Origin of the sequence: Kitasatospora aureofaciens (assembly GCF_001188955.3) — a bacterium.
Lineage (GTDB): Bacteria > Actinomycetota > Actinomycetes > Streptomycetales > Streptomycetaceae > Kitasatospora > Kitasatospora aureofaciens.
On sequence record NZ_JPRF03000065.1, the window covers coordinates 191,587 to 217,068 of the forward strand.

A 25,482-nucleotide genomic window follows, 5' to 3' on the forward strand; every position below is an offset into this window, starting at 1 on the left:
TTGACAAGTGTTCGCTGACTTCGAGTCCCACTGTACGCCCGCTGGCCAAGTTCGGCAAACGACTGTTTACTGAATGGCGTGAGTCACACCGTTGGGGCCAGGCAGGCCCAGAAGCAGCAGAGTCGACGGGCCTTGATGGACGCGGGTCTGCACCTGTTGGCCGATCAGAACCTGGCGAGCCTGGGCGTCCGCGAGGTCACCCGGGAGGCTGGGCTGTCCCCCGCAGCCTTCTACCGGCACTTCCCCGACCTCGCCGCCCTCGGCGTCGTACTGGTCGAGGAGTCGCTGGCCAGCCTGCACGTCATGATCCGCTCGGTGCTCGCCGAGGCCGACGGCGCCGAGGAGCTGATCGACCGTGCGGTGGAGGTGATACGGCAGCACGTCCGTGAGCACCGGCCGCACGTGCGCTTCCTGGCGCGCGAGCGGCACGGCGGGGTCCGGCGGGTGCGTGAGGCGATCGACGCCGAGCTGGGCCGCTTCGCCGCCGAGGTCGGCTCCGCCCTGGCGCTCCAGCCGGTCTCGCAGGGCTGGAGCGAGCAGGACCTGCGGATGCTCGCCGAGTTGTACGTGGACCACATGGTGTCGACGGCCTCCGCCTTCCTGGAGGCCCAGGAGGAGGTGGATCCGGCCCGCGAGCGGCGGATCGCCGCCACTGCCCGACTGCAGCTGCGCCTGATCAGCCTCGGTCGGCGTCACTGGCAGGGGAGTTGAGCGCCCCGGGCCACTGAGGGGCTTCCCGGTCCGCGCGGTCGGGGGGTGCTTTCTTGTTCTGGTTTTGACCCTTGACAGTAAGTCATGTCCGCGACAGCTTTGGGGGACCCCCACACCGAGAGGTCTCTCATGAAGAAGCCGCTCATAGGCATGCTCGCCACGCTCCTGGCCGCCGGCACCTCCGCCCTCGTCGGTGCCGCGCCGGCCCAGGCCGCCGCGCCGGCCCAGGTCTCCGCCCCGGCCCAGGCTTCCGCTCAGGCCGCCACCCCGGCGGCCAAGGCGGTCACCGTCAACTTCGCCGGGACGGTCGCGCTCAGCAACTGCTCCGGCTCGCTGGTGCGGATGCCGAACTCGGCCGCGACCGACCCGGCCCTGGTGCTCTCCAACGGCCACTGCCTGGAGTCCGGCATGCCCGGCCCCGGCGAAGTGGTGCTCGACCAGCCCTCCAGCCGGACCTTCACCCTGCTCAACCCCACCGGTGGTCGCCTCGCGACCCTCCGGGCGACCAAGGTGGTCTACGGCGCCATGACCGACACCGACGTGTCGATCTACCAGCTGAACACCAACTACGCCTCGATCAAGTCGAAGTACGGGATCTCGCCGCTGACCATCGCCGACACCCACCCCACCCAGGGTGCGGACATCCGGGTCGTCTCCGGCTACTGGAAGAAGATCTACTCCTGCTCGATCGACGGCTTCGCCTACCAGTTGAACGAGGCCGACTGGACCTTCAAGGACTCGGTCCGCTACACCTCCGGCTGCAACGTGATCGGCGGCACCTCCGGCTCGCCGGTGGTCGACACCTCGACCGGTCGGCTCGTCGCGGTGAACAACACGATCAACGAGAACGGCGAGTCCTGCACTCTCGACAACCCGTGCGAGGTCGACGAGAACGGCGGGGTCACGGTCCACCAGGGCATCGGCTACGCCCAGGAGACCTACGGCATCCCCGCCTGCTTCGGCCCCGGCAACCGCCTCGACCTCACCCTCGCGGGCTGCACCCTGCCCCGCCCGTAAGGCCGCGGACCGTAAGGCCGCGGACCGTAGGACCGTCGCCCGTGAGGCCACCGACGTCCGCGCCGGATTCGGACACCACGATCGACCCGGTCCGACCCGGTCCGACCCGACCCGACCCGCCCCACCCGACCGCCCGCGCCGCACCCCTTCAGCGGGCGGTCACCCAGCAGCCGACGGAACCGAGGAAAACCCCCCCTGACCAGCACCTTCCCCCGATGGGCCGCCCGCCACCAGGCGGGTGGCCCATTCGGCCGTCCCCGGGCGGCCGGCGTACCACCCGCACCGCAGTGTGATGCCGACGAGGCAGCTGTCATGTCCGTTGATCAGATGGAGAGTTGATGACGACCAAGCTGAAGAGGCTGTTGGTCTCCGTCCTGCTGATACCGATGTTCGCGATCACCGGCCTGGCCACCCCGGCCGCGGCCGCGACCGCAGGCCAGGGGAGCGAGGCGGCCGCGGCCGCGCACGGCCGGAGCCCCGCCGACGACCCGAACGCCGACATCAAGGACCGGCTGGCGGCGATCCCCGGGGTGACCATCACCGGGGAGCAGCCCACCACCACCGGCCACCGCTACTTCCTGGCCACCTACACCCAGCCGATCGACCACTTCCGCCCCTGGCTGGGCACCTTCCAGCAGCGCTTCAGCGTGCTGCACCGCGGTTACGACCGCCCGACCGTCTTCTACACCAACGGCTACACGTTGGGCACCACCCCGTCCCGCACCGAGCCGACCCGGCTGGTGGACGGCAACCAGGTTTCCATCGAGTACCGCTTCTTCACGCCCTCGCGCCCCGATCCGGCCGACTGGTCCAAGGCTGGCATCCGCCAGCAGGCCGCCGACTCGCACAAGCTGGTGACCGCGCTCAAGCGGATCTACCAGCAGGAGTGGCTCTCCACCGGGGCCAGCAAGGGCGGCATGTCCTCCACCTTCTACCGCCGGTTCTACCCGGACGACGTGGCGGGCACGATCGCCTACGTCGCGCCGAACAACACCGACGTCAACGACTACTCGGCCTACACCGACTTCTTCCGCAACGTCGGCACCCCCGAGTGCCGCGCCAAGCTGAACGCCGCCCAGCGCGAGCTGCTGGTGCGCCGCGACCGCCTGGAGCCCCGCTACATCGCCGACAACAAGGCGGCGGGCTCGACCTTCAACACCCTCGGCACTCCGGACCGCGCCTACGAGGCCGGCGTGCTCGACGTGGTCTGGGCGTTCTGGCAGTACAGCCTGGAGGCGGACTGCGCGAAGGTCCCGGTGGCCGCCACCGCGACCGACGACGAGCTGTACGCCTGGTACGACGCGCAGTCGGGCATCACCGGCAACAGCGACCAGTCGCTGGCGAAGTACACCGCGTACTACTACCAGGCCGCGACCGAGCTGGGTGCGCCGTTCTTCGACGTCTCGTACCTGAAGGACCAGTTGCACTACGACTACAAGGAGCTCTACTCGGCCCGCTCCTACGTGCCGAAGGAGATCCCGACCGTCTTCAACCCGTACGCGATGCCCGACATCGACCGCTGGGTGAAGCGCGAGGGCGAGCGGATCATGTTCGTCTACGGCGGCAACGACCCCTGGGGTGCCAAGCCGTTCCGCCTCGGCCGGGGCAGCGACGACAGCTACGTCTACGTCGTGCCCGGCGGCAACCACGGCTCCAACATCGGCAAGCTGCCGGCCGAGCAGTCGGCGGAGGCGACCGCCAAGGTGCTGGAGTGGGCCGGTCTGGACGACCAGGCCGCCGCGGCTGCCCGCTCGCTCGCCAAGTCGCCGCAGGTGGGAGCGCCGTTCGGTCCGCTCGACGTCGAGGGCCAGCGGCTGGAGCAGGAGCGCCGCCCGCTGTAACCCCGGTAGCAGTTCCGCAGCACCGGGAGGCCGCCCCGCCACGGGGCGGCCTCCCGCCGTTCGGGTGGGGCGACGGCCACTCGCATCCACCCTCTCCCCGAAGCAGTGAATCAGTGCTTCAATGCTTCCATGGCCTACCGACGCACCCCCGCCGTCCAAGCCCGCCTGGACGCCCAGCGCGAGGCGGTACTGCAGTCGGCGGTCGGCCTGCTCGCCGAGCGCGGCTACGGCGGCTGCACCATGGCCGCCGTGGCGGACCGTGCCGGGATCGCCACCGGCAGCCTCTACCAGCACTTCGCCAACAAGGCCGAGCTGTCGGTGGAGCTGTTCCGCCGGGTGGTCACCCGCGAGATCGCCGCCGTGAACGCCGCCGTCGCCCGCCGGGACGCCCCGCAGCAGCGGATCGCCGCCGTGGTCGAGACCTTCGCCGCCCGCGCCCTGCGCGCCCCCCGGCTGGCCTACGCTCTGCTGGTCGAGCCCGCCGACGCGGTGGTGGACGGTGAGCGCCTGGTCTTTCGGCGGGCGTTCCGGGACGTGATCGCCACCGAGATCGCCGCCGCCGTGGCGGCCGGCGAACTCCCCGAGCAGGATCCGGTGCTGACCGCCGCCGCCCTGGTCGGCGCGGTCGGCGAGGCACTGGCCGGCCCGCTCGCGGCCGAGCCCGCGCCCGCGCCCGCTCACGAGCCCGCGCCCGCGCCCGCGCACAGCGACAACACCACGGTGGTCCCCGCCCTGGTCTCCTTCACCCTGCGTGCCCTGGGAGGACGCGATGACAGCGACGCATGAGGTCACCAACCAGGTGCCCCTGCCGTACGGCCACGACACCGCCGCCGACCCCACCCTGCTCGCCGCCCTGCACCGGGCGGGCGCCGGCTGGGCGGAGCCCGAACTGCGCGGACTCGGCCGCCTGGCGGGCTCCGAGCAGGCCGCCGACTGGGGTCGGCTGGCCAACGAGAACCCGCCGGTGCTGCGCACCCACGACCGCTTCGGCCACCGGATCGACGAGGTCGAGTTCCACCCGTACTGGCACGAGCTGATGCGCACCGCAGTCTCGTACGGCCTGCACGCCGCGCCCTGGCGGGACGAGCGCCCCGGCGCCCACTCCGCCCGCGCCGCCAAGTTCTTCGTCTGGAGCCAGGTCGAGGCCGGCCACACCTGCCCGATCTCGATGACCTACGCCGCCGTCCCGGCCCTGCGCCAGAGCCCCTCCCTGGCCGCCGAGTTGGAGCCGCTGCTGACCGCCACCGAGTACGACTTCGGCCTGCGCGAGCCGCACACCAAGCGCGGGCTGATCGCCGGCATGTCGATGACCGAGAAACAGGGCGGCTCGGACGTTCGCACCAACACCACCACCGCCGCCCCGCACGCCGACGGCACCTACCGGCTCACCGGGCACAAGTGGTTCACCTCGGCGCCGATGTCCGACCTCTTCCTGACGCTCGCCCAGGCCCCCGGCGGTCTCAGCTGCTTCGTGCTGCCGCGCGTCCTCCCGGACGGCAGCCGCAACCGCCTGCACCTGATGCGGCTCAAGGACAAGCTGGGCAACAAGTCCAACGCCTCCGCCGAGCTGGAGTACGACGGCGCGGTCGGCTGGCTGGTCGGCGAGGAGGGCCGGGGCGTGCCGACCATCATCGAGATGGTCAACATGACCCGCCTGGACTGCACCATCGGTGCCGCCTCCGGCATGCGCTACGGCGCCACCAGGGCCGTCCACCACGCCCTGCACCGGCGGGCGTTCGGCAAGGCGCTGGTCGACCAGCCGCTGATGCGCAACGTGCTGGCCGACCTGGTGGTGGAGTCCGAGGCGGCCACGACCGTCGCGATGCGGCTCGCCCGGGCCACCGACCTCGCCCTCGCCGGGGACGAGACCGAGGCGCTGGTACGGCGGTTGGGCCTTGCGGTGGCCAAGTACTGGGTGTGCAAGCGCGGTCCGGCGCACGCCGCCGAGGCGCTGGAGTGCCTGGGCGGCAACGGCTACGTCGAGGAGTCCGGGATGCCCCGGCTCTACCGGGAGGCGCCGCTGGTGTCGATCTGGGAGGGCTCCGGCAACGTCGCCGCCCTGGACGCCCTGCGCGCCATGGCCAAGCGCCCGGAGACGGTCGAGGCCTTCCTCGGTGAACTCGACGCGGCGGCCGGCGCGGACCGCCGACTGGACGCCGCAGTCGCCGAACTGCGCAAGCAGCTCAGCGACCTGTCCGACCTGGAGTACCGCACGCGGCGGCTGGTCGAGTCGATGGCACTGGCCTTCCAGGGTTCGTTGCTGGTCCGGTACGGCAGCCCGGCGGTGGCCGACGCCTTCTGCGCCGGTCGGCTCGGCGGCGACCGCGGCGCCGCCTTCGGCACCCTGCCGGCCGGCGTCGACACCGGGGAGATCATCGACCGCGCCCGCCCGGTGCCCGCGTGAGCATCGAACCCGGTGCCCGTGTGAGTAGCGAACCCGGCGCCCGCGTGAGCAGCGAAGAGGCCGCGGCCGTGAGGGAGTTCTGGCAGTCCCTGGGACTGCCCGGGCTGGTCGACGTGCACACCCACTTCATGCCGAAGAACGTCCTCGACAAGGTCTGGGCGTACTTCGACGCGGCCGGCCCGCTGGTGAACCGCCCCTGGCCGATCACCTACCGCGAAGCCGAGGAGCAACGCCTCCAGCGGCTGCGGGACTTCGGTGTCCGGGCCTTCACGTCCATGCTCTACCCGCACAAGCCGGGCATGGCGAACTGGCTGAACGCCTGGGCCGCCGACTTCGCCGCCCGCACCCCGGACTGCCTGCACACCGCGACCTTCTTCCCCGAACCCGGGGCGGCCGGCTACGTGGCGCGGGCGGTCGAGGAGGGCGCCCGAGTGTTCAAGGCCCACCTCCAGGTCGGCGGTTACGACCCGACGGACGCCCGGCTGGACGAGGTCTGGGGCCTGCTCGCCGACACCGGCACCCCGGTGGTCACCCACTGTGGATCCGGGCCGGTGCCGGGCAAGTTCACCGGCCCCGGGCCGATCGGCGCGGTGCTGGACCGGCACCCCGGCCTGGTCCTGGTGGTCGCCCACCTCGGCATGTCCGAGTACCGCGACTTCCTCGACCTGGCCGAGCGCCACCCGGCCGTCCGGCTGGACACCACCATGGCGTTCACGGACTTCGCGGAGGCCGACGACCCGTTCCCGCGCGACGAACTGCCGCGTCTGCGCGGGCTGCGCGAGCGCGTCCTGCTGGGCAGCGACTTCCCCAACATCCCTTACCGGTACGTCCACCAGCTGGAGGCGCTGGCCGGGCTGGGGCTGGGGGAGGAGTGGCTGCGGGCGGTCTGCCACGACAACGCGGCCGCCCTCTTCCAGCTCAGCTGACCGCCCGCAGCACTCCCACCGCGTCCGCGTGCAGGCCGGGCGCGGCGACCAGGACGCTGTCCGAGTCGGCCGTCCAGGCCGCCCCGGTGGCGTCCGTCACCGCCGCGCCCGCCTCGCTCGCGATCAGCGCCCCGGGCAGCAGGTTGCCCGCGTCCCGCCCGTACTGCCAGAACAGTGCCAGGTGCCCGGAGCCGACCTGGGCCACCTGGAGGGCGGTCGGGCCGAGGTTGCGCACCGCCAGCACCGCTCCGACCATTGCGGACAGCGACTCCCCGGCCCGGCGCACCGCCACCGGGTCGACGGCCACCAGCGGCGGCTGGCTGGTGGCGGCCACCGTGGCCGCCAACTCCCGCTCCAGCGGCGCGATCGGCCGACCGTCCAGCTGTGCCCCGCCGCCCAGCACCGCCCGGTAGGTCCGGCCCGCACCGAACAGCTCCGGGGCGTGCACCACGGCCAGCACCGCCGCGCCGTCGCGTACCAGCGTCGCCGTCACCGCCCAGTGCGGCTGCCCCAGCAGGTACTGCACCGCGCCGTCGGTCGCGTCGCAGACCCACCACTCGCCCTCGGCGGGCACCGAGCCGTCCAGTTCCTCCGGCACCCAACCGGCCTGCGGGCGCAGTGCGCCCAGCCGCTCGCGCAGTTCGGCGGCGGCCGGGCCGTCCAGCGCCGCGAACCGCGCCATCGCCTCCTCGGCCGTCCGCTCCGGGGCCGGATCGGTCGGCCGACCGGCCGCCAGCCCGGCGCCGACCACGCGCACCGCCGCCTCCACGCCCTCCGCCAGCGCCCACAGCTCCACGTCGTGCCCCGCCATGTCCTGCCCCGCCACGTCGTACCCCACCATGTCGTACTCCTCGACTCGAACGATCGATCACGTCCGCGGGCCGGTCCGTCCCGGCCGAACAGGACAAGGAGTACCGTCAGGGCTGCCGAAGAGGACGCTCAACGGCTCATCAGCGACGGAGATCGGACATCCATGGACCTCGCCACGACCGATCCGGACAGCGTGCTGGACGCACTCGACCGCCGCCTCGTCTGCGCCCTCCAGGTGGACGGACGGGCCGAGCCCGGCCGGATCGCCGAGGTGCTGGGGGTCTCCGCCAGGACGGTCACCCGGCGGCTCGGCCGTATGCGCCGGGCCGGGGTGCTGCGGGTGGTCCGGATGCCCGACATCGAGGACGCCGCCGTGGGCGCGCTGCTGCTGCGGGTCCGGGTGCTGCGCGGCCGGGTGGACACCATCGCCCAGGCGCTGGCCGACCGTTCCGACATCCCCTTCGTCGACGTGATGCTCGGTGGCCACGAGGTCGGCGCCGTGATGATGAGCGACGCCGGGGCCCGCGACCGCCTGCTGTACGGTCAGCTGCCCGCGACCGGTGCCGTCACCGAGACCACCACCCACGCCGTGCTGCACGCCTTCGCGGACGCCGGTCAGTGGCAGGCCGGCTGGCTGACCGGCCAGGAGGCCGCCGCGCTCGCCCGGCCGCCGGTCCCGCGCCCCGCCACGCCCCCGCCGCTGGACGACCTGGACCGAGCCCTGCTGGAAAGCCTGGGCGAGGACGCCCGGCAGTCGCACGCCGTGCTGGCCGGTGCGGTCGACGCACCCGAGTCGACAGTCCGCAGGCGCCTGCACCGGCTGGACCGGCTCGGGCTGCTGCGCACCCACGCCACCGTGGACCCCCGGCTGCTCGGCATGGCCGTGGACGCCAACCTCTGGCTGGACGTGCCGCCCGGCCGGCTCGCCGAGGTCGGCGCCGAACTGGCCCGCCACCCCCAGGTGCACGGCGTCTTCGCCACCAGCGGCCCGACCAACCTGCTGGCCACGCTGTTCTGCCCGGACCACGGCGGCCTCTACCGCTTCCTCACCGACACCCTCGGGCCGCTCGGTGTCACCCGTGCCGAGACCACGATCACCGCCCGCGCCGTGAAGCGGGCGGGCGTGCTGCTGCACCGGCCGCGCCGCCCGTGAGCGGGCCGCCGTACGGCTCGGGGCGGCCCTTGGGCGGCTCAGGGCAGGAAGGAGTGGGGCGGGAAGGACCGGGGTGGGTGTCGTCGTGCCGGGGCGGCCGTCAGTGTTCCGGGCCCACCGCGGACCGCAGGAAGCGGTCCGTCTCCGCGTCCGCCGGCAGGAAGGTCTCCAGGGCCAGTTCGGAGACGGTCAGGTCCAGCGGCGTGCCGAAGGTCGTGACCGTGGAGAGGAAGGACAGCACCCGGCCGTCGTGCCGGAGCCGCAGCGGCAGCGCGACGGGACGGCCGGTCTCCGTGACGTCCTCCGCCGGATCCCCGGCCGGCTCGGGGTAGCCGCCGACCTCCGCGCGCAGCCGCCGCAGCGACTCGGTGCCGACCAGTTCCAGTTGCCGGTCCAGCCGTTCCAGCAGGTGCCCGCGCCACTGCCGGTGGTTGACGATCCTCGGTGCCAGCCCGTCGGGGTGGAGGGCGGTCCGGACCGCGTTGAACGGCGGCCGCAGCAGGTGCGGGGCGACGCCGTCGAGCAGCAGGGAGAGCGCACCGTTGGCCCCCAGCACCCGGAACTCCCCGTCCACGACCAGCGCCGGGTACGGCTCGTGGGCGGCGAGCAGCCGCTCGACGCCGCCGCGCAGCGCGGTCATCGACGGGTCGTCCAACGGCGTCTCGGGGTAGTGCGGGGCGTACCCGGCCGCGAGCAGCAGGGTGTTGCGCTCGCGCACCGGGACGTCCAGCTGTTCGGCCAGCCGGAGCACCAGCTCCCGGCTCGGGTGGGAGCGGCCGTTCTCGACGAAGCTGAGGTGCCGGGTCGAGCAGTCCGCGCGCAGTGCCAGGTGCTGTTGGCTGAGCTGCCGCCGTTCCCGCCAGCCGCGCAGCAGCGGGCCGACGCCGGTCCCCGTCGGGCTGCCCATGCCCGCCATGATCGTCATGGTCGAGGACGCTACTGGAACGGTCCGGCCTGCGGGAGGGGGCGGTGCGGATCGGTTGCGGCCGTCAGGCGCCGGTGGACGAGCCCGGGCGGACGACCATCAGCACCACGACCACGGCCCACAGCAGGTTGAACACCCCGGCGGTCATCGGCAGCATCCGCAGGCCGCTGACGGCCTTGGTGTGCTGCTCGTCCTCCGGGGCGAGGCCGAGCGCGTCCACGGCGGCCTGCTGGCCGGGCAGGACGAAGAGCAGCAGCGAGAGCGCGGCGACGGCGGTGATGATCATCGAGGCGATCAGCCAGGACTGGCCGAGCACGTTCATCACCTGGGCGAGGCCGATGCCCAGCACCGGCACCGCGACGCCGAGCAGGGCGTAGACCTGGGTGATCCGGTGCAGGACGCGCAGCACGCCCGCGTCCGAGGCCTGGTCCGGTCCGCCGGCCAGGGCGGCCTTCGCCCGGCGCGGGAACATGCTGACGGCGACCGCGACGGGGCCTATGAACAGGACCGACGCGAGGACGTGCAGGCTCAGCAGGAACTTGGCCATGGCGGGGGCACCCTTTGGTCCGGTGGGCAGCTTGGGGTCGGCGGGCGTGCGCGGTCGGCGCGTCCACGACCAGGCACGCTAACACCGCTTATTCACCGGCCCCACGCTCGGGTGCCCCACCCGTCCCGGCTCGGCCTCCGCAACGGGCTCCCGGCTCGGCCCGCGGCAACCGGCTCTGCCCGGCCTCCGCAACCGGCTCCGCTCAGCCCGCCGGGACCAGCTCCACGATGCGGGGCCGGGCGGTGCTGACGGCCGCGACTGCGGCGCCGTGCTCGGGGGCGGTCCAGTCGAGCAGGTGGAGGTCCTCGAACCGGCTGCGCAGCGGGGCCCCGGCCGGGACGTCCAGCGGCAGAGCGGACATGTCGATCCGCCCGAGGGTGTCCAGGGTGGCCCGTCCGATCTTGATCAGCGACTCCTTGCGCACCCACTGCCGCAGGAACGCCCGGTCGGGCTCCGCGGCGGCCTCGACCAGGGCCAGTTCGGCCGGGGCGAGCACCCGGCGGGCGACCGCGCCCAGCGAGCCGCCCCGGGCGGCCAGTTCGACGTCCACGCCGACGGGCTGGTGACCCGCACCGGCCGCGACCACGCCCCGGGTGTGCGACAGGCTCACCTGCACCCCGGGGTGGTCCGGAAGGTAGGGCCGGCCGTGGTCGGCCAGGCCGCAGTCCGGGCACTCCTGGGCGAGGACCAGAGCGGCCGCCGGTACGCCGAGCAGCCGGGCCGCGCAAAGCCGGACCAGGACGTGCCCGGCGACGAAGTCGGTCCGTCCGGACTCCTGCCGGAAGCGCGCGGCGCGCCCCCGCTCGATCTCGGTGAGCAGGTGCTCGCCCGCCTCGGGGTGTCGCAGTACGGCGTCGGCGGACGCGACGACGACGAGCGGTGCGCCCTGCTCCTGGGCCTCGGTGGTCATGCCGTCCAACCTAGCCCGCCCGCTCGGCGGCCGACGTTCCGGCCGCCCTCCGGTTCGCTCCCCCGCCCGTTCAGCGCCCCGCCGGGTACCCCGCGAGCCCCGAGCCGAGCAGTCCGAAGGCCCGTTCCACCGCCGCCTCGATCCGCTCCCGCACCGCCTCGGCGGGCTCCCCGGCGACCATCGCCCGCCGGATCTCGACGAGCACCGCCCGGTGGGCCCCGGCGACGGCACCTGCGACGATCCGGGGGAGCGGGTCCTCCGGGCCGGCCCCCGACTCCTCGGCGAGGGCCGTCGCCAGTGCCGCCTCGGCGCGCTCGCCGAGTTCCAGGAGTCGGGCCCGCAGCGCCGGGCTGTCCGCGATGATCCGCCAGAACGCGCTGATCCCGGGGTTCAGCCCGACCGTCGGGTCCCCGTCGGCGACGCCTGTCAGCAGGTCGGCCCGGACGGCGTCCACGGCGGAGCTGCCGGCCGGCCGCCGCCGGACCACCTCGGCAAGATGGGCGACCACCTCGTCCTGCCGGTCGAAGAACAGGTCCTCCTTGGTCGGGAAGTAGTTGAAGACCGTGTTGGGCGAGACCCCGGCGGCCCGGGCCACCTCGACCACCGTGACCTGCTCGAAGCCGCGCTCGGCGAACAGGCCCATGGCGGTGTCGGCCAGGAGCTCCCGGGTCTGCTGCTTCTTGAGTTCGCGAAGTCCCATGGCGGAATCCTATCGCCAGATCGTGGTGTCACTTAAAACTTGGAGTGACACCAATAAAATCAGGCTACGGTGTCCGCATGACCTTCACCTTCGGCATCTACCCCGGCGGGTCCCTCGGCGACGAGACCGGCCTGATCGAGCCCGTCCGCCCCGACGACCCCGAGCGGATCACCGCCGCGCTGCGCGAACTCCAGGGCGACGCGGAGGAGTTCCTGGTCCGCGCCTACCGCTCGTACGCAGCCGACGAGCACCGCACCCCCGAGCGGCCCGAGCGGTACGCGACGGACGGTCGCAAGCTCGACCTGGTGCTGCAGTTCGGTGTCCGCAGCGGGGAGCTGGACGGCTGGACGGACTACGTCCGGCAGGTCGTCCGGACCGAGGGCCCCCGGCTCGCCGTCGTGCAGATCTGCGAGGAGCCCAACCTGGACCTCCCCATCCTGGACGGCAGCATCCCGAACGTCCTCCGGGCGCTGGTCGAGGGCGTCATCGCGGCCAAGGAGGAGGCGCTGACCTGCGGCTATGGCCACCTTGCGGTCGGCTTCAACGCGGTGCCGTCCTTCGATCCGGCCGACACCTTCTGGCCGGAGCTCGGCGAGCTCGCCGACGAGTGCTTCCACCGCTCCCTGGACTACGTCGGGCTGGACTTCTTCCCGGACGTCTTCCGCGCCGTCCCGGAGGGGCGACTCGTCGACTCGGTGGGGGCGGTGCTCACCGGGTTCCGCGAGAATGCGCTGCCCCGGGCCGGGATCGGGCCGGCCGTTCCGCTGCGGGTCTGCGAGAACGGCTGGCCCACCGGGCCGGGGCGCAGTGAGGAGCGGCAGGCCGAGGTGGTGGAGCAGGTGGTCCGGACGGTGGTGGGACTGGCCGGGCGGCTCGGGGTCCGGAGCTACTCGTTCTTCGGCCTCCGGGACGCGGACAGTGCCGGCCCGGGGTTGTTCCACCACTTCGGCCTGCTGCGGGACGACTGGACGCCCAAGCCCGCCTTCGACGTGTACCGGAAGCTGGTTGGCGAACTGACGGTCGTTTAGTCGAGCGGCCGCGCGAGGAAGCGCTCCACCGTGCGGCGCTCGGCGGCGACGGCGTGCACCGGTTCGCCGACCACCCGGCCGGCCAGGGCGACGGCCAGGTCGCCGACGTCCTGGCGCAGCCGGTCGGCGGCGGCGCTCCGGCCGGCGGCGATCCGGGCGCGGCCGGTGGTGAGGAGGCGGTCGCGGTCGCGGGTGCCCTCGGCGCGGGCCGCCGCGATCGCCGCCGCGCCCCGTTCCGCGTACTCCTGGCGGATCCGGGCCGCCTCGTGCCGGGCCCCGGCGATCTCGTCCAGGGCGGCGTCCCTGGTCGCCTCAGCCTCGGCACGGACGGCTTCGGCGCGTTCCGTGCGGCCCTCGGTCGCGTCCCACCGCTGGGCCCGCATCCGTTCGATGCGCGGGAGCAGGACGACGCCGAGTGCGAACATCAACAGGAAGAGCTGGGCCAGGCCGAGGACCAGCATGCCGGGATCGGGCCCGAGCGGGCCGAGTTCGAAGTGCACGTCAACCTCCCCGTGGTCTGACGAACAGTCAAGAATGAGGTTTCCCGGCGGCTGTGGCGGTGGAACTCGGCCGGTCCATGACCTGCGTCACGTCACGCTCCGGGCGGCGTCACCGGTCCATGACGTCACCGGCCCTCGCTGCGGTCCAGAAGGACCGCTGCGCCCCGGCCCCCGTCTCCCCGGTCAGGTCACCTCGCCCCGACGGGAGAAGCGCTCCTCCCGCCACTCGCCGCTCGCCAGCACCTCGGCCAGCTGCCGGGCCGCGTCCCACACCTCGGTGTACGAGAGGTAGAGCGGCGTGAAGCCGAACCGCATCAGGTCCGGCGCGCGGAAGTCCCCGATCACCCCGCGCGCGATCAGCGCCTGCACCACCGGGTAGCCGTCCGCGTGCCGCAGCGCGACCTGGCTGCCCCGTCGGGCGTGCTCGCGCGGGGTCACCACCTCGACCCCGTCCAGGCCCTCGACCAGCGAGACGAACAGGTCGGTCAGCGCCAGGCTCTTCGTCCGTACGGCGGCCAGATCGGCGCGCTCCCAGACGTCCAGCGAGGCGCCCAGGGCGGCCTGGCCGAGCAGCGAGGGCGAGCTGGTCAGGAAGCGCCCGATGCCCGGCTTGGGGTCGTACCCGGGCTCGAAGGCGAACGGGCGGGCGTGCCCGAACCAGCCGCTCAGCGGCTGCCGCGGACCGGCCGCCAGGTGCCGCTCGGCGACGTACAGGAAGGCCGGGGCGCCGGGGCCCGAGTTCAGGTACTTGTACGTGCAGCCGACCGCGAAGTCCGCTTTGGCGGCGCCGAGTTCGACCGGCAGCGCACCCACCGAGTGGCACACGTCCCAGATCATCAGGGCGCCCGCGGCCTGCACCCGGGCGGTGATACCGGGCATGTCCAGCAGCTCGCCGGTGCGGTAGTCCACGTGCGACAGCACCACCGCGGCGACGTCGCCGTCCAGGTGCCGGTCCAGCTCCTCGGGGTGCACCAGCACGCTGCGCCCGCCCTCGACCTGACCGGTCACGCCCTCGGCGATGTACAGGTCGGTGGGGAAGGCCTCGGCGTCGCCCAGCACCGTGCGCCGCCCCGGGCGCAGCTCCAGCGCCGCCGAGAGCACCTTGAACAGGTTCACCGAGGTGGTGTCGCAGACGACCACCTCCGCCGGATCGGCGCCGATCAGCGGCGCGATCCGGCGCCCCAGGCGGTACGGCTGCTCGAACCAGCCGGCGTCGTTCCAGCTGCGGATCAGCTCCCGGCCCCACTCCTGCTCGACCACCTGCGCCACCCGCTCGGGCGTGCGCACCGGCAGCGCGCCCAGCGAGTTGCCGTCCAGGTAGATCACCCCGTCCGGCAGGGTGAACTCCTTGCGGAACGCCGCCAGCGGGTCGGCGGCGTCCAGCGCCGCGCACTCCTCGCGCGTGATCATGCCCGTCCTCTCGTTCGTCACCGGCTCGGTCACAGCTCGTCCCGGATCGTCCACAGCTCCGGGAACACGTCCTGCTCGGCCGCCTTGCGCAGCCAGGTCAGCCCGCTGGAGCCGCCCGAGCCGGGCTTGGCGCCCATGGTCCGCTTGACCGAGCTCAGATGGCGCTGGCGCCAGCGGGTGACCCGCTCGGCCACGTCCAGCAGTGCCTCGCCGAGCGGCTGCAGGGCCGCGAACTCCGGCTCGGTGTACACCCGGCGCCAGGCCGCCGCGACCTCCTCGGTGGGCCGGTAGCGCTGCTCGGAGGGCTCCGCGTGCACGGCCAGGCCGCGCCGGGCCAGCAGGCCGAGCACCTCGTCGTACAGGCCGGGGGAGCGCAGCGCCTCGGTCAGCTCGGCCCGGACCTCCGGCATCCCGTCGTACATGTTCAGCAGCGCGGCGTTCTTGTTGCCGATCAGGAACTCCAGGTGCAGGAAGGCCGAGGACTGGAAGCCGGAGGCCTCGCCGAACAGCGGGCGGAAGGAGTTGAACTCCTGCGGCGTCATGGTGGCCAGCAGGTCCCAGGACTCCACCAGCACGTCCTGCACGTGGGTGCCGCGGCGCAGCGCGGCCAGCGCGGCGGTCAGGTCGTCCTCGCGCAACGACTGCCCGGCGATCGTCCACTCGTGCCGCAGCAGGTCGAAGAGCAGCTCCATCACCTGGGTGGTGACGATGAACGACAGCTCGGCCGGCTCCTTGCTGCGCGGGTGCTGGAGGCTGTGCAACTGCTCCAGGCGCACGTACTGCGCGTACGGGGTGCCCCGACCCGGCTGGCCGCCCCGACCGAACGAAAGGTTGGGTGTCTCCACCGTGTCGTGCCCCATCCCGATCCCTCCTGATCCGTCCGGGCGTCGTCGCCCGGGGCCGGCGGAGCGGACGGACGTCCTGGTTCCACCGGGATGCCCATTGTGCGGCGGTTGTGCCCCCCGGTTGAATGGTCGACGGGCACCGCAACCGCGTTCCGAGCTGTCGTTCGCGAGGCGTTCGGTCGATCCGCTTTACGAACGAAAAACCGCTGATCACAACCGCTCGTGGGGAGCCGTCATGGACGCCGTCGACCGCCGACTGCTGGCCGAGCTGCAGGCCGACGCCAGGCTCTCGTACAACGAACTCTCCCGCCGGGTGAGCCTGTCCGCACCCGCGGTGGCCGAACGGGTCCGTCGGCTGGAGGCGGACGGGGTGATCAGCGGCTACCACGCCCACGTCGACCCCACCCGGGCCGGGCTGCCGATCACCGCCCTGGTCCAGGTCCAGTGTTACGGTCCGCGCTGCGTGCTGCGCGACCCCGAGGTGGCGACCTGGCCGGAGGTGCTCCAGCTGCACCGGGTCACCGGAGGGGCCTGCTGCGTGCTGCTGGTCGCGGTGGCCACGATGGCCGAGTTCGAGGCGCTCTGCGACCGGCTCGGCGGGTACGGGCCGCCGGCCAGCTCGATGATCCTCTCCAGCCCGGTGCCCTGGCGTCCGCTGCTGCCGAGCTGAGGACCGGCGGTCGGCAGTCGGTGGCCGGTGCCCGGCTGGCCTTGACGCGGACGTCAGGGAGTAGGTTCCCCCGCATGCCGAACGAGCGCCACATCCTGCTGCTGCCCGGGAGCCTGCGGGCCGGATCCGTCAACGAGGCCGTGCTGCGCACCGCCGCCGCGGTGGCCGACGAACTGCCGGGCGTCCGGACCACCTACTACACCGGGCTGGCCGGGCTCCCGCACTTCAACCCGGACCACGACACCGACCCGCTGCCGCAGCCGGTGGCCGCGCTGCGGGCGGCGATCGAGGCGGCCGACGCGCTGCTGTTCTGTACCCCCGAGTACGCCGGGACGCTGCCGGGCGCGTTCAAGAACCTGCTGGACTGGACGGTCGGCGGGGTCGAGATCTCGGACAGGCCCGCCGCCTGGATCAACTGCGCCGCCCCGGGCCGGGGGCAGGGCGCGGAGGCCACCCTGGGCACCGTCCTCGGCTACACCGGCGCGGCGGTGCTGGCGGACGCCTGTGCCCGGATCCCCCTGGAGCGCGGCGCGGTCGGCCCGGACGGACTGGTCGCCGACCCGCTGGTGCGCGGGCGGATCGGCGAGGTGCTGGCCCGCCTGGCGGCCGCCTGATCCCTCCGTGGCCGCCTGACGGCCGCTTGGTCCCTCCGCGGCCGAGCGGCCGGAGCTCAGTGCGCCACGGGCAGGTGGGCTCCGAGTCCGGCCAGGCCCTCCAGGAAGAGTTCCACGCCGACGGCCGCCAGCAGCAGCCCGAGCAGCCGGGACAGCACCTCCAGCGAGGTTCTGTGAGTGCGCCGCATCAGAGGCGCCAGCACGGCCACGCAGAGGTAGTTGAGCACCACCACGCCCACGTAGGCGCCGGAGACCGCGGCCTTCCAGGCCCAGTCGTCGCGGTTGAGCGAGACGACCATGACGGCGCTGATCGCGAGGGGGCTGGCGATGTAGGGCAGCAGCAGTTCGCGGATGCCGTCGGCCAGCGGGTTCGTCAGGTGCTCGGCGTCGTCGCCGTCGGCACCAAGGTGGATGCCGAAGACCAGCGCGACCGCGTAGAAGAAGAAGATCGTCCCGCCCGCGAGCCGCAGCGACTGGTCGCTGATGTGGAAGAGGGTGGTGACCTCGTCCGCCCCGAAGCCGAGCACCAGGCCGATCAGCGCCGAGATCACCGTGGTCCACGCCGCCAGCCGCCGTAGCTCCCGGTCGCTGCGGGTGCGGGACAGCCGGGCGAAGGCCAGCAGGGTCTTCGGCGGCCCGACCACGGCGAAGAAGGTGATGAAGGCGCTGCTCAGGTTGAAGACGAACATGGGCCCAGCATGGCCGTGGCGCCCGGGACGGCCGGTCCGCCACGCCCCGCGGCCGCGGCTCTGATCTCCCGGTCCGCCCGTTCATTCCCGGCTGCGGGCGAATTCGCCCGGATGGCGGTCCCGGCTCGAACGGGCGGGCGCTCTCGGGTGCCATGGAGGTACGTCCGTCCACACCTTGGCGGTACGTCCACTCCGTGGCGGAAACGAGGATGCGACATGTGCCTGAACCGTAAGGACCTGGGTCTGCTGGCCCTGCGCAGCGCGGTCGGCGGGGTGCTGATCGCGCACGGCACCCAGAAGCTGTTCGGCTGGTTCGGCGGTGGCGGCCTGGAGGGCACCACCCAGGCGATGGACCACATGGGCTTCCACCCGGCCCGGGAGAGCGCCATCGCGGCGGGTGTCGGCGAGGCGGGCGGCGGCGCGCTGCTGGTGGCCGGGCTGGCCACCCCGGCGGCCGGCGCGGTGGTGGCCGGGACGATGGCGGGGGCGGTGGCGGTGCACGCCCCGGCGGGTTTCTTCGCGATGTCCGGCGGCTACGAGTACCCGGCCTTCCTCGGCGCGACCGGCCTGGCCATCGGCCTGGCAGGCCCGGGGCGGTACTCGTTGGACCACCTGACCGGCCACGTCTTCGACCGCTCGTGGGTGGGTCTGCTGGCCTTCGTGGGGAGCGCGGCGGGCGCGTACGGCGTGGTGGCGCGGCGCCGTCACCTGGTGCGGCTGCGCGAGGAGCGGGCAGCGGTGGAGGCGGAACAGCAGGAGGGCTCAGGGTTGTCCTGACCGACGTCCCACGGTCGGGTCACCCGGAGGCAGCACCCCTGCTGGCGGCGGCTCCCGAGCCTTCGGAGGGTGGGCAGAAAACGCGTCGGGCAGCCCGGCGCCGGCCAGAATCGAGGACGCATGGACCGCCAGCCGCTCACCCGCGCCACCCCCGCCCCACGCGTCACCGCGCGGCGCCAGGACCCACCGGAGAGCCGCCGGCCGTCCCTGGTCGCCGGGGCACTGGTGGCGGCCGTCGTCGGCGCGTCGGTGCTGGTGGGCTGCTCGTCGTCGGGCAAGAGTGCGAGCGGTACGGCCTCCTCGGCGCTGAGTGTCGCCGCCTCCGCCGGCTCCGCGCTGGCCTCGGCGGCGAGCCAGGCGGGCTCGGCGCTCGCCTCGGCGGAGGCCCGGGCCTCGGAGGCGGTCTCCGCCGCCTCCTCGGCGATCTCCGGGATCAAGGGCGGGCTGGACGCGAAGGGGGACGTGACGGTCGGGGCGGTGACGACCGGGACGGACGGCAAGTCGCTGGCGCAACTGACCGTCACCAACCACGGCGAGCAGTCCTACCAGTACGTGATCCAGGTGAACTTCACCGACGGGAACGGCAAGGTGCTGGACGCGACCGCGACGACCGTCCAGGACCTGGCCGCGGGCCAGAGCGTCCAGGCCACCGCGCGAAGCCACCTGACCCTCTCGGGCACGGTCAAGGCGGAGGTCGCCAACGCCGTCCGCTACTGAAGCCGTGCAGCTCGGGCCGGTTGCCGGGCGGTGCGGCGGCGGGCGCGCAACCTTAAGCGCGTCTCAAGGGCCAACAGCACCCCTTGACGGGGGAGTTGGTCTAGTCCATTTTTGTTGCCCAGGTGCAGGGAGCCCCTGAACCGGCGTCACCGGCCTCGTGCCGGGGGCGCCGGTTCGGCGCATCCCGGTGTCCGTCAGTGTCCGTCAACGCCTCCTCGCTCGATCCCCCACCCCTGATCTGTCATGTCCCGGTCGTCCGGCCCCACCCCGGACGTGCAACCCCACCGGGCGACGGAACCCCCCACACCCAGGAGTCACGCACCCATGCTGCGCTCACGTATCGAAAGGGCCGGGACCCCGGCGCCGGCCGGGCCCCGCCGGCGCCGCCCGAAGGGCCTGGCCGCCGTCGCGGCCGGCACCACCGCCTCCCTGCTGCTCGGCGCGGGCCTCGCGCTGTCCGGCGGCGGCGCGGCCAACGCCGCGACCACCAACTCCACCGGCGCGGCCGCCACCAGCGGCGGCATCAAGGTCGCCTACTACGACCAGTGGTCGGTCTACGCCAACGCGTACTACCCGAAGACGGTCCAGGACACCGGCGTGGCCGGGAAGCTGGACTACCTGATCTACGACTTCGCCAACATCTCCCCGACGGACCTGGGCTGTTTCGAGGCGACCAAGGCCGCCGACACCAACGACAACAACCCCAACGCCGGTGACGGCGCGGCCGACGCGTTCGCCGACTACCAGAAGAGCTTCGGCGCGGACATCTCGGTGGACGGCGTCGGCGACGTCTGGAACCAGCCGATCGCGGGCAACTTCAACCAGCTGAAGAAGCTGAAGGCGAAGAACCCCAACCTCAAGATCCTGCTGTCGCTGGGTGGTTGGACCTACTCCAAGTACTTCTCGTCGGCGGCCGCCACGGACGCCTCGCGCAAGCACCTGGTGTCGTCCTGCATCGACATGTTCATCAAGGGCAACCTCCCGTCCGACGCGGGCTACGGCGGTCCGGGCACTGGTGCCGGCATCTTCGACGGCATCGACATCGACTGGGAGTACCCGGGCGGCGGCGGCCACACCGGCAACATCTCCAGCCCGGCCGACAAGCAGAACTTCACCCTGCTGCTGAAGGAGTTCCGCAGCCAGCTGGACGCCCAGGGCAAGGCCGACAACAAGACCTACGCCCTCTCGGCGGCGGTCGGCGCCGGCCAGGACAAGATCATGAACGTCGAGACCGACAAGATCGGTCAGTACCTGACGTTCATGGACGTCATGACCTACGACATGCACGGCGGTTGGGACCCGCAGGGCCCGACCAACCACCAGGCTCCGCTGTACTCCGGCCCGAACGACCCGTCGACCCCGGCCAAGCCGGGCAACGGCAAGTACTCGATCGACAACGCCATCAAGGCGTGGACGGTCGGCGACCCGCAGTACGGCATCCCCGGCGGCTTCCCGGCCAACAAGATCAACATGGGCGTGCCATTCTACTACCGCGGCTGGACCGGCGTCCAGAACAACGGCAGGAACGGCCTCTTCCAGCCCGCCGCCGCCCCGGCGACCGGCGCCGCGATGTCCGGCAACGTCGCGGGCATCCAGATGTACAAGGAGCTGGCCGGCTTCGTCGACAACCCGTCCAAGACCTTCTGGGACGACGACGCCAAGGCGACCTACTTCTACGACGGCAACACCTTCTGGAGCGGTGAGGACGTCCGGTCCATCCAGGCCAAGCTCGACTACGCGCACTGCAACGGCCTCGGCGGCTCGTTCGCCTTCTCGCTGTACGACCTGGGCACCAACACCACCCTGTTCGACAAGATGGTGAGCGCCACCAGCGGCTCCGCCGCCGGCTGCCCGGCCCCGCCGACCGGCACCCCGACGCCGACCCAGACCCCGACCGGCACACCGACGGGCACCCCCACCGGCACCCCGACCGGCACCCCGACCTCGCCGGCCGGCTGCCCGGCCGCCCCGAGCTGGGACCCGAACACCACCTACGCGGCCGGTGGCACCAAGGTCTCGTGGAAGGGCCACTACTACACCAACAAGTGGTGGACCAAGGGTGAGGACCCGTCCCAGAGCGGCCAGTGGGGCGTCTGGACCGACAACGGTCCCTGCTGAGCGGCTGAGCGACCGGGCGGTCGACCGCCCGGGGCCTGACGGGCCCCGCAGCACCTGAACGAGCACGGGTCCGGCCCGCCGAGGGAGCATCCCCCCGGCGGGCCGGACCCGTGCGTTTCGCGCTCCCGGGCGCTACGGCGCCAGGTCGGCCGTGCGCCCGAGCGCGTCCGGCTGGCTCTCCTCGATCCGCCGCAGCATCCGGGCCAGCAGGCCGGACAGCGCGGCGCGCTCCTCGCTCGAAATGTCCTGGAGCAGCTCCTCCTCGAACACCGCCGCCATCCGCATCGACTCCAGCCACTTGTCGCGGCCGTTCTCGGTCAGCTCGATGATCACCCGCACCCGGTTGGACTCGTCGCGCTCCCGGGTGACCAGGTCCTCGGTCACCATCCGGTCGATCCGGTGGGTCATCGCGGCCGGGGTGAGCCCCAGCCGCTTGGCCAGGTCGCCCGGCCCCAGCCGGTACGGACTGCCGCTCACCACCAGCGCCTTGAGCACCTCCCACTCGGCGGAGGTGATTCCGAGCACAGTCAACTGCCGGTCGTACGCCACGCCCATCCGCCGGGAGACCCGGTTGAGGGTCTGCACGATCGTCTCGACCTGAGGGTCGACGGTCGGGAACTCCCGCTGGTACAGGGCCACTTGCTCGGCGATGCCGAACTCCAGCGGAGTGGCCCGCGGGGGCTTTTCGGCAGCCGGAGACGGCTTGTCCGTAGTCATGCGGACCAGTGTCGCACGGGCGTGCACCCCTTAAGCCTTTGACTCCACAGCCTTGCCCTGCTAAGACTTTATCTCGTCAAACTTTAGCTCTGAAATCTTCTGGACTTAAGAGTTCCAGTCGAAACCAGGAAGGGATGTGCACGGTGACCGGCACGGTGAAGCAGCAGAGGCAGCAGCGGCGTGGAGCGGGCGGCCCGCTGCGCCGCGTCCAGATCGGCAACGCGCTCAGTGCGTTCGGCAGCGGGTTCACGATGCCGTACATGTTCGTGTACGTGGACCAGGTGCGCGGGCTGGGTTCGCTGGCGGCCGGGATGGTGTTCACCGTCTTCGCGCTGGCGGCGCTCGCCGTCCTCCCGTTCACCGGGCGCGGCATCGACCGGTACGGTCCCCGTCCGGTGCTGCTGGCGGGCGCGGGCCTGGCCGGCACCGGCGCCTTCGCCTTCGGCCACGCCACCGGCACGCCGACCCTGCTGGTCTCCTCGTTCCTGTTCGGCGCGGGTGTCACCACCTGCCAGCCGGCGCTCGCCACGATGATCGTCCGCTGCTCGACGGCGGCGACCCGTTCGCACGCCTTCGCGCTGCAGTTCACCCTGGTCAACCTGGGCATGGGCATCGGCGCGCTGGTCGGCGGGCAGATCGTGAACGTCGCCGACCCGGCCAGCCTCACCCGGCTGTTCACCATCGAGGCGGCCACCTTCCTCGGCCTGGCCCTGGTCACCGGCACCGCACGGATACCGACGGCGCAGCTGAGCGTCGTCCAGGGGAAGAACGACGGCCCGACCGGCCTGCGTGCCCTGTTCGCCGACAAGGCGATGGTGCGGCTCAGCATCCTCGCCGGGCTGATCTTCTTCACCTGCTACGGCCAGTTCGAGTCCGGCGTCGCGGCCTTCGCCACCGACACCGTCGGCACCGCGCCGTCCACCCTGGGCTTCGCGATCGGCGCCAACGCGGTGACCATCGTGGTGCTGCAGATGTTCATGGTGCGGATCACCGCGCGCCGCCGCCGCACCACGGCGATGGCCGCGGCCGGCCTGGTCTGGCTCGGTGCCTGGGCGATGGCCCTGGTGGCCGGCCTGATCCGGACCGAGGCCATGGCCGCCACGGTCGCGATCGTCTCGATCTACGCCCTGTTCGGCGTCGGCGAGTCGCTGCTGGCGCCGACCATGGGCCCGATCGTCGCGGACCTCGCTCCGGCCCGGCTGCTCGGCACCTACAACGCCGGGTACGCCCTGGTGAAGCAGATCGCGATCGCGATCGGCCCGGCCGTCGGCGTGCTGCTGGTCGGCTCCGGCACCTGGCCGCTCTACCTCGCGGCCATGGCGGGCTCGACCCTGCTGATCGTCCTGCTGGCGCTGCGGCTGCGCCCGTACCTCACGGCGGAGCAGGACAACGCCGCCCCGGCCGTGGTCCGCACCCCGGCCCCGGTCCGGGAGCTGCAGACCGCCGCCTGACGGCACTCGCAAAGCTGTTCGCGACGGGCGCGGGCCAGGTCACCTGGTCGGCGCCCGTCCCGCTTGGCTTCCCGGGCACCGCCACATAGTGTCAGTGGCTGTTGACCGCCCGGCCCCGGCTCGGGCAGCGGACCAGGGCCCGGCGCAGCACCCGCGGCCCCGCAGACAGGCGAATCTGGCGAGGCAATGACGCAAGCGGCGCTCACGCACCCCCCGGCGGCCCGGGCCACCGCCGACCCGGACCCGGCCCCGGCCCGGCGCGGGCTGCTGCACTGGGCCGCCGACCGCTCCGGCTGGCTCGGCCCGATCGGCATCGCGATCTTCGCCGGCCTGCTGCGGTTCTGGCACCTCGGCTACCCCAACGCCTTCGTCTTCGACGAGACGTACTACCCCAAGGACGCCTGGTCCCTGCTCCAGCAGGGCTACGAGGGCACCTGGCCCGACCACGCCAACACCGACATCCTGGCCGTCCCGCAGGCCGTCCCGCTCGGCTCCGCGCCCGAGTTCATCGCCCACCCGCCGCTCGGCAAATGGGTGATGACCATCGGCGAGCAGCTGTTCGGGCTGCACCCCTTCGGCTGGCGGTTCATGACCGCCCTGCTCGGCACCGTCACCGTCCTGATGCTGGCCCGGATCGGCCGCCGGCTCTTCGGCTCCACTCTGGTCGGCTGCACCGCCGCCCTGCTGATGTCCGTCGACGGCCTCCAGCTGGTGATGAGCCGGGTCGGCCTGCTCGACGGCATCCAGATGTTCTTCGTGCTCGCCTCCTTCGGCGCCCTGCTGATCGACCGCGACCACGTCCGCGCCCGGCTGGCCCTCGCCGTCGAGGCCGGCGAGGACGGCGACACCGTACGGCTCGGGCTGCGCCCCTGGCGGATCGCCGCCGGGGTGCTCATCGGCGCCGCCTGCGCGGTCAAGTGGAACGGCGCCCCGATCCTCGCCGCCTTCGGTGTCCTGACCGTGCTGTGGGACCAGGCCGGCCGCCGTGGCACCGGCGCCCGCCACCCCTGGCGGTCGATGCTGCGCCGGGACGCCGTACCCGCCTTCCTCGCCATGGTCGGCTCCGCCCTGGTGGTGTACGTCGGCGCCTGGAGCGGCTGGCTGGCCAGCGGCGCGAACGGCGGGGGCGGCTACGACCGGCACTGGGCGGACGGCCGCGCCGGGCTCTCCCCGGACCACGTCCTCGGTCTCCCGCTGCCCCAGGTTCCGATGAGCTGGGTCCCGGCGGCGCTGCGCAGCCTGTGGCACTACCACTCGCAGATGTACGACTTCAACACCGGCCTGAGCACCCCGCACACCTACCAGTCGAACCCCTTCGCCTGGCTGGTCGACGGCCGCCCGGTCTCGATGTACTGGGAGCAGGTCCCGGCCGGGACGCGCGGCTGCACCTCCTCCGGCGGCTGCGCGGCGCAGATCCTGGGCCTGGGCACCCCGTTCCTGTGGTGGGCGGCCTGCTTCGCGCTGGTCTACCTGCTGTGGCGCTGGTTCTTCCGCCGGGACTGGCGCTCGGGCGCCGTGCTGTGCGCGGTGGCCGGGATCTACCTGCCCTGGTTCCAGTACCAGGAGCGGACGATCTTCTCCTTCTACATGGTCGTGCTGGTGCCGTTCCTGTGCCTGGCCGTCGCCCAGATGCTCGGCGCGATCCTCGGCCCGGCGGGCTGCAGCCCCGAGCGCCGCCGGTACGGGGCGATCGGGGCCGGGCTGATCGTGCTCGCGATCGTCGGCTGCTTCGCCTTCTTCTACCCGCTGTACACGGCGGAGGTCATCCCGATGTCGTCCTGGCAGGACCGGATGTGGTTCACCAGCTGGATCTGAGGCCGGTGCCCCGGGGCCGTGAGTTCTCGACGACCGGGGCGGCCGGCGGGGTCGGGTACCCTTGAGCACGTTGAAGGGGAGTAGCCCTCCACCGGACCGTCGACATACTGGCCCCCACGGGCCCGGCGCCCGGGGCACCGCTCGGTTGGCGGTTGCCGGCGAGACCTTCGGCCGCAGTGCTGTGACC

25 protein-coding genes are annotated in these 25,482 nt (G+C 72.7%); 15 read left to right on the forward strand and 10 right to left on the reverse strand.

Annotation, left to right across the window (positions count from 1 at the left end; genetic code table 11):
• Positions 1–78 precede the first annotated feature (78 nt).
• From HS99_RS33980 to HS99_RS34005, 6 genes are all read left to right on the forward strand, one after another.
• Complete coding sequence (locus HS99_RS33980; RefSeq protein ID WP_030288724.1) at positions 79–711, forward strand: TetR family transcriptional regulator; 633 nt, start codon at positions 79–81, stop codon at positions 709–711.
• Between the two features lie 129 nt (positions 712–840).
• The gene (locus HS99_RS33985) at positions 841–1,728 is read left to right on the forward strand and encodes a S1 family peptidase (RefSeq protein WP_030555535.1); all 888 of its coding nucleotides are present in this window, start codon (positions 841–843) and stop codon (positions 1,726–1,728) included.
• Between the two features lie 338 nt (positions 1,729–2,066).
• The gene (locus tag HS99_RS33990) at positions 2,067–3,569 is read left to right on the forward strand and encodes a S28 family serine protease (RefSeq protein ID WP_046386698.1); all 1,503 of its coding nucleotides are present in this window, start codon (positions 2,067–2,069) and stop codon (positions 3,567–3,569) included.
• A gap of 129 nt (positions 3,570–3,698) precedes the next feature.
• Positions 3,699–4,355 carry a TetR/AcrR family transcriptional regulator gene (locus tag HS99_RS33995; RefSeq protein ID WP_030555539.1) on the forward strand — a complete coding sequence of 219 codons (657 nt, stop codon included), beginning with the start codon at positions 3,699–3,701 and terminating at the stop codon, positions 4,353–4,355.
• Positions 4,339–5,973: an acyl-CoA dehydrogenase family protein gene (locus HS99_RS34000; RefSeq protein WP_030555541.1), complete on the forward strand. Its 1,635-nt coding sequence runs from the start codon at positions 4,339–4,341 to the stop codon at positions 5,971–5,973. The genes HS99_RS33995 and HS99_RS34000 overlap by 17 nt, the downstream gene beginning before the upstream one ends.
• Before the next feature lie 44 nt (positions 5,974–6,017).
• A complete protein-coding gene (locus HS99_RS34005) occupies positions 6,018–6,899 on the forward strand; it encodes an amidohydrolase family protein (protein ID WP_030555543.1) in 882 nt (293 codons plus the stop codon).
• Here HS99_RS34005 and HS99_RS34010 read toward each other — a convergent pair.
• The gene (locus tag HS99_RS34010) at positions 6,892–7,740 is read right to left on the reverse strand and encodes an inositol monophosphatase family protein (RefSeq protein ID WP_223886079.1); all 849 of its coding nucleotides are present in this window, start codon (positions 7,738–7,740) and stop codon (positions 6,892–6,894) included. The genes HS99_RS34005 and HS99_RS34010 overlap by 8 nt on opposite strands.
• Positions 7,741–7,872: 132 nt before the next feature.
• On the opposite strand from HS99_RS34010, the gene HS99_RS34015 reads away from it, so the two are divergent.
• Entirely contained in the window at positions 7,873–8,862 is a 990-nt protein-coding gene (locus tag HS99_RS34015; protein ID WP_030555547.1) for an Lrp/AsnC family transcriptional regulator, read from the forward strand.
• 100 nt (positions 8,863–8,962) lie between these two features.
• On the opposite strand, the gene HS99_RS34020 is transcribed toward HS99_RS34015, so the two are convergent.
• The 4 genes from HS99_RS34020 to HS99_RS34035 form a co-directional block, all read right to left on the reverse strand.
• Positions 8,963–9,787: a helix-turn-helix domain-containing protein gene (locus HS99_RS34020; protein ID WP_030555549.1), complete on the reverse strand. Its 825-nt coding sequence runs from the start codon at positions 9,785–9,787 to the stop codon at positions 8,963–8,965.
• A 64-nt stretch (positions 9,788–9,851) separates the two neighbouring features.
• Positions 9,852–10,334: a DUF2269 family protein gene (locus tag HS99_RS34025; RefSeq protein WP_030288699.1), complete on the reverse strand. Its 483-nt coding sequence runs from the start codon at positions 10,332–10,334 to the stop codon at positions 9,852–9,854.
• 202 nt (positions 10,335–10,536) lie between these two features.
• Complete coding sequence (locus HS99_RS34030; protein ID WP_030555551.1) at positions 10,537–11,244, reverse strand: 4'-phosphopantetheinyl transferase family protein; 708 nt, start codon at positions 11,242–11,244, stop codon at positions 10,537–10,539.
• A 70-nt stretch (positions 11,245–11,314) separates the two neighbouring features.
• Positions 11,315–11,944 carry a TetR/AcrR family transcriptional regulator gene (locus tag HS99_RS34035; protein WP_030555553.1) on the reverse strand — a complete coding sequence of 210 codons (630 nt, stop codon included), beginning with the start codon at positions 11,942–11,944 and terminating at the stop codon, positions 11,315–11,317.
• Positions 11,945–12,021: 77 nt separating this feature from the next.
• Here HS99_RS34035 and HS99_RS34040 point away from each other — a divergent pair, with 77 nt between their 5' ends.
• Positions 12,022–12,972 carry a hypothetical protein gene (locus HS99_RS34040; protein ID WP_030288694.1) on the forward strand — a complete coding sequence of 317 codons (951 nt, stop codon included), beginning with the start codon at positions 12,022–12,024 and terminating at the stop codon, positions 12,970–12,972.
• On the opposite strand, the gene HS99_RS34045 is transcribed toward HS99_RS34040, so the two are convergent.
• From HS99_RS34045 to HS99_RS34055, 3 genes are all read right to left on the reverse strand, one after another.
• Entirely contained in the window at positions 12,969–13,472 is a 504-nt protein-coding gene (locus tag HS99_RS34045; RefSeq protein ID WP_030288692.1) for a F0F1 ATP synthase subunit B family protein, read from the reverse strand. The genes HS99_RS34040 and HS99_RS34045 overlap by 4 nt on opposite strands.
• Before the next feature lie 183 nt (positions 13,473–13,655).
• Positions 13,656–14,882, reverse strand: coding sequence for a kynureninase (kynU, locus tag HS99_RS34050; protein WP_030288691.1), 1,227 nt, complete (start codon positions 14,880–14,882; stop codon positions 13,656–13,658).
• A gap of 29 nt (positions 14,883–14,911) precedes the next feature.
• Positions 14,912–15,742: a tryptophan 2,3-dioxygenase gene (locus HS99_RS34055; RefSeq protein ID WP_030288690.1), complete on the reverse strand. Its 831-nt coding sequence runs from the start codon at positions 15,740–15,742 to the stop codon at positions 14,912–14,914.
• 220 nt (positions 15,743–15,962) lie between these two features.
• Here HS99_RS34055 and HS99_RS34060 point away from each other — a divergent pair, with 220 nt between their 5' ends.
• Together HS99_RS34060 and HS99_RS34065 are read left to right on the forward strand one after the other, a co-directional pair.
• Complete coding sequence (locus tag HS99_RS34060) at positions 15,963–16,397, forward strand: Lrp/AsnC family transcriptional regulator (RefSeq protein WP_030288688.1); 435 nt, start codon at positions 15,963–15,965, stop codon at positions 16,395–16,397.
• 74 nt (positions 16,398–16,471) lie between these two features.
• Positions 16,472–17,011 (forward strand): NADPH-dependent FMN reductase, encoded by a 540-nt coding sequence (locus HS99_RS34065; RefSeq protein WP_030555556.1) that lies wholly within the window; start codon positions 16,472–16,474, stop codon positions 17,009–17,011.
• A gap of 56 nt (positions 17,012–17,067) precedes the next feature.
• On the opposite strand, the gene HS99_RS34070 is transcribed toward HS99_RS34065, so the two are convergent.
• On the reverse strand, positions 17,068–17,700 hold the full coding sequence (locus HS99_RS34070) for a MarC family protein (protein ID WP_030555558.1): 633 nt from the start codon (positions 17,698–17,700) through the stop codon (positions 17,068–17,070).
• Positions 17,701–17,916: 216 nt separating this feature from the next.
• On the opposite strand from HS99_RS34070, the gene HS99_RS34075 reads away from it, so the two are divergent.
• From HS99_RS34075 to HS99_RS34085, 3 genes are all read left to right on the forward strand, one after another.
• On the forward strand, positions 17,917–18,477 hold the full coding sequence (locus HS99_RS34075) for a DoxX family protein (RefSeq protein WP_030288681.1): 561 nt from the start codon (positions 17,917–17,919) through the stop codon (positions 18,475–18,477).
• Positions 18,478–18,597: 120 nt separating this feature from the next.
• Positions 18,598–19,194 (forward strand): FxLYD domain-containing protein, encoded by a 597-nt coding sequence (locus HS99_RS34080; protein ID WP_050366808.1) that lies wholly within the window; start codon positions 18,598–18,600, stop codon positions 19,192–19,194.
• A gap of 324 nt (positions 19,195–19,518) precedes the next feature.
• Positions 19,519–21,312 carry a glycosyl hydrolase family 18 protein gene (locus HS99_RS34085; RefSeq protein WP_078938413.1) on the forward strand — a complete coding sequence of 598 codons (1,794 nt, stop codon included), beginning with the start codon at positions 19,519–19,521 and terminating at the stop codon, positions 21,310–21,312.
• A 132-nt stretch (positions 21,313–21,444) separates the two neighbouring features.
• On the opposite strand, the gene HS99_RS34090 is transcribed toward HS99_RS34085, so the two are convergent.
• Positions 21,445–22,029: a MarR family winged helix-turn-helix transcriptional regulator gene (locus HS99_RS34090; RefSeq protein WP_078867576.1), complete on the reverse strand. Its 585-nt coding sequence runs from the start codon at positions 22,027–22,029 to the stop codon at positions 21,445–21,447.
• Between the two features lie 143 nt (positions 22,030–22,172).
• Between HS99_RS34090 and HS99_RS34095 the strand changes: the two genes are divergently transcribed.
• Together HS99_RS34095 and HS99_RS34100 are read left to right on the forward strand one after the other, a co-directional pair.
• Complete coding sequence (locus tag HS99_RS34095; protein WP_223886081.1) at positions 22,173–23,480, forward strand: MFS transporter; 1,308 nt, start codon at positions 22,173–22,175, stop codon at positions 23,478–23,480.
• Between the two features lie 186 nt (positions 23,481–23,666).
• Positions 23,667–25,295: a dolichyl-phosphate-mannose--protein mannosyltransferase gene (locus tag HS99_RS34100; RefSeq protein WP_078867572.1), complete on the forward strand. Its 1,629-nt coding sequence runs from the start codon at positions 23,667–23,669 to the stop codon at positions 25,293–25,295.
• The last annotated feature ends 187 nt before the right edge of the window (positions 25,296–25,482 follow it).

What these genes read in the sequence shown, in the direction of transcription:
- HS99_RS33985 (WP_030555535.1), top strand. Translation starts at nt 841, where the DNA reads ATGAAGAAGCCGCTCATAGGCATGCTCGCCACGCTCCTGGCCGCCGGC.
- HS99_RS33990 (WP_046386698.1), top strand. Translation starts at nt 2,067, where the DNA reads ATGACGACCAAGCTGAAGAGGCTGTTGGTCTCCGTCCTGCTGATACCG.
- HS99_RS33995 (WP_030555539.1), top strand. Translation starts at nt 3,699, where the DNA reads ATGGCCTACCGACGCACCCCCGCCGTCCAAGCCCGCCTGGACGCCCAG.
- HS99_RS34000 (WP_030555541.1), top strand. Translation starts at nt 4,339, where the DNA reads ATGACAGCGACGCATGAGGTCACCAACCAGGTGCCCCTGCCGTACGGC.
- HS99_RS34010 (WP_223886079.1), bottom strand. Translation starts at nt 7,740, where the DNA reads ATGGTGGGGTACGACGTGGCGGGGCAGGACATGGCGGGGCACGACGTG.
- HS99_RS34015 (WP_030555547.1), top strand. Translation starts at nt 7,873, where the DNA reads ATGGACCTCGCCACGACCGATCCGGACAGCGTGCTGGACGCACTCGAC.
- HS99_RS34020 (WP_030555549.1), bottom strand. Translation starts at nt 9,787, where the DNA reads ATGACGATCATGGCGGGCATGGGCAGCCCGACGGGGACCGGCGTCGGC.
- HS99_RS34025 (WP_030288699.1), bottom strand. Translation starts at nt 10,334, where the DNA reads ATGGCCAAGTTCCTGCTGAGCCTGCACGTCCTCGCGTCGGTCCTGTTC.
- HS99_RS34030 (WP_030555551.1), bottom strand. Translation starts at nt 11,244, where the DNA reads ATGACCACCGAGGCCCAGGAGCAGGGCGCACCGCTCGTCGTCGTCGCG.
- HS99_RS34035 (WP_030555553.1), bottom strand. Translation starts at nt 11,944, where the DNA reads ATGGGACTTCGCGAACTCAAGAAGCAGCAGACCCGGGAGCTCCTGGCC.
- HS99_RS34040 (WP_030288694.1), top strand. Translation starts at nt 12,022, where the DNA reads ATGACCTTCACCTTCGGCATCTACCCCGGCGGGTCCCTCGGCGACGAG.
- kynU (WP_030288691.1), bottom strand. Translation starts at nt 14,882, where the DNA reads ATGATCACGCGCGAGGAGTGCGCGGCGCTGGACGCCGCCGACCCGCTG.
- HS99_RS34055 (WP_030288690.1), bottom strand. Translation starts at nt 15,742, where the DNA reads ATGGGGCACGACACGGTGGAGACACCCAACCTTTCGTTCGGTCGGGGC.
- HS99_RS34060 (WP_030288688.1), top strand. Translation starts at nt 15,963, where the DNA reads ATGGACGCCGTCGACCGCCGACTGCTGGCCGAGCTGCAGGCCGACGCC.
- HS99_RS34065 (WP_030555556.1), top strand. Translation starts at nt 16,472, where the DNA reads ATGCCGAACGAGCGCCACATCCTGCTGCTGCCCGGGAGCCTGCGGGCC.
- HS99_RS34070 (WP_030555558.1), bottom strand. Translation starts at nt 17,700, where the DNA reads ATGTTCGTCTTCAACCTGAGCAGCGCCTTCATCACCTTCTTCGCCGTG.
- HS99_RS34075 (WP_030288681.1), top strand. Translation starts at nt 17,917, where the DNA reads ATGTGCCTGAACCGTAAGGACCTGGGTCTGCTGGCCCTGCGCAGCGCG.
- HS99_RS34080 (WP_050366808.1), top strand. Translation starts at nt 18,598, where the DNA reads ATGGACCGCCAGCCGCTCACCCGCGCCACCCCCGCCCCACGCGTCACC.
- HS99_RS34085 (WP_078938413.1), top strand. Translation starts at nt 19,519, where the DNA reads ATGCTGCGCTCACGTATCGAAAGGGCCGGGACCCCGGCGCCGGCCGGG.
- HS99_RS34090 (WP_078867576.1), bottom strand. Translation starts at nt 22,029, where the DNA reads ATGACTACGGACAAGCCGTCTCCGGCTGCCGAAAAGCCCCCGCGGGCC.
- HS99_RS34100 (WP_078867572.1), top strand. Translation starts at nt 23,667, where the DNA reads ATGACGCAAGCGGCGCTCACGCACCCCCCGGCGGCCCGGGCCACCGCC.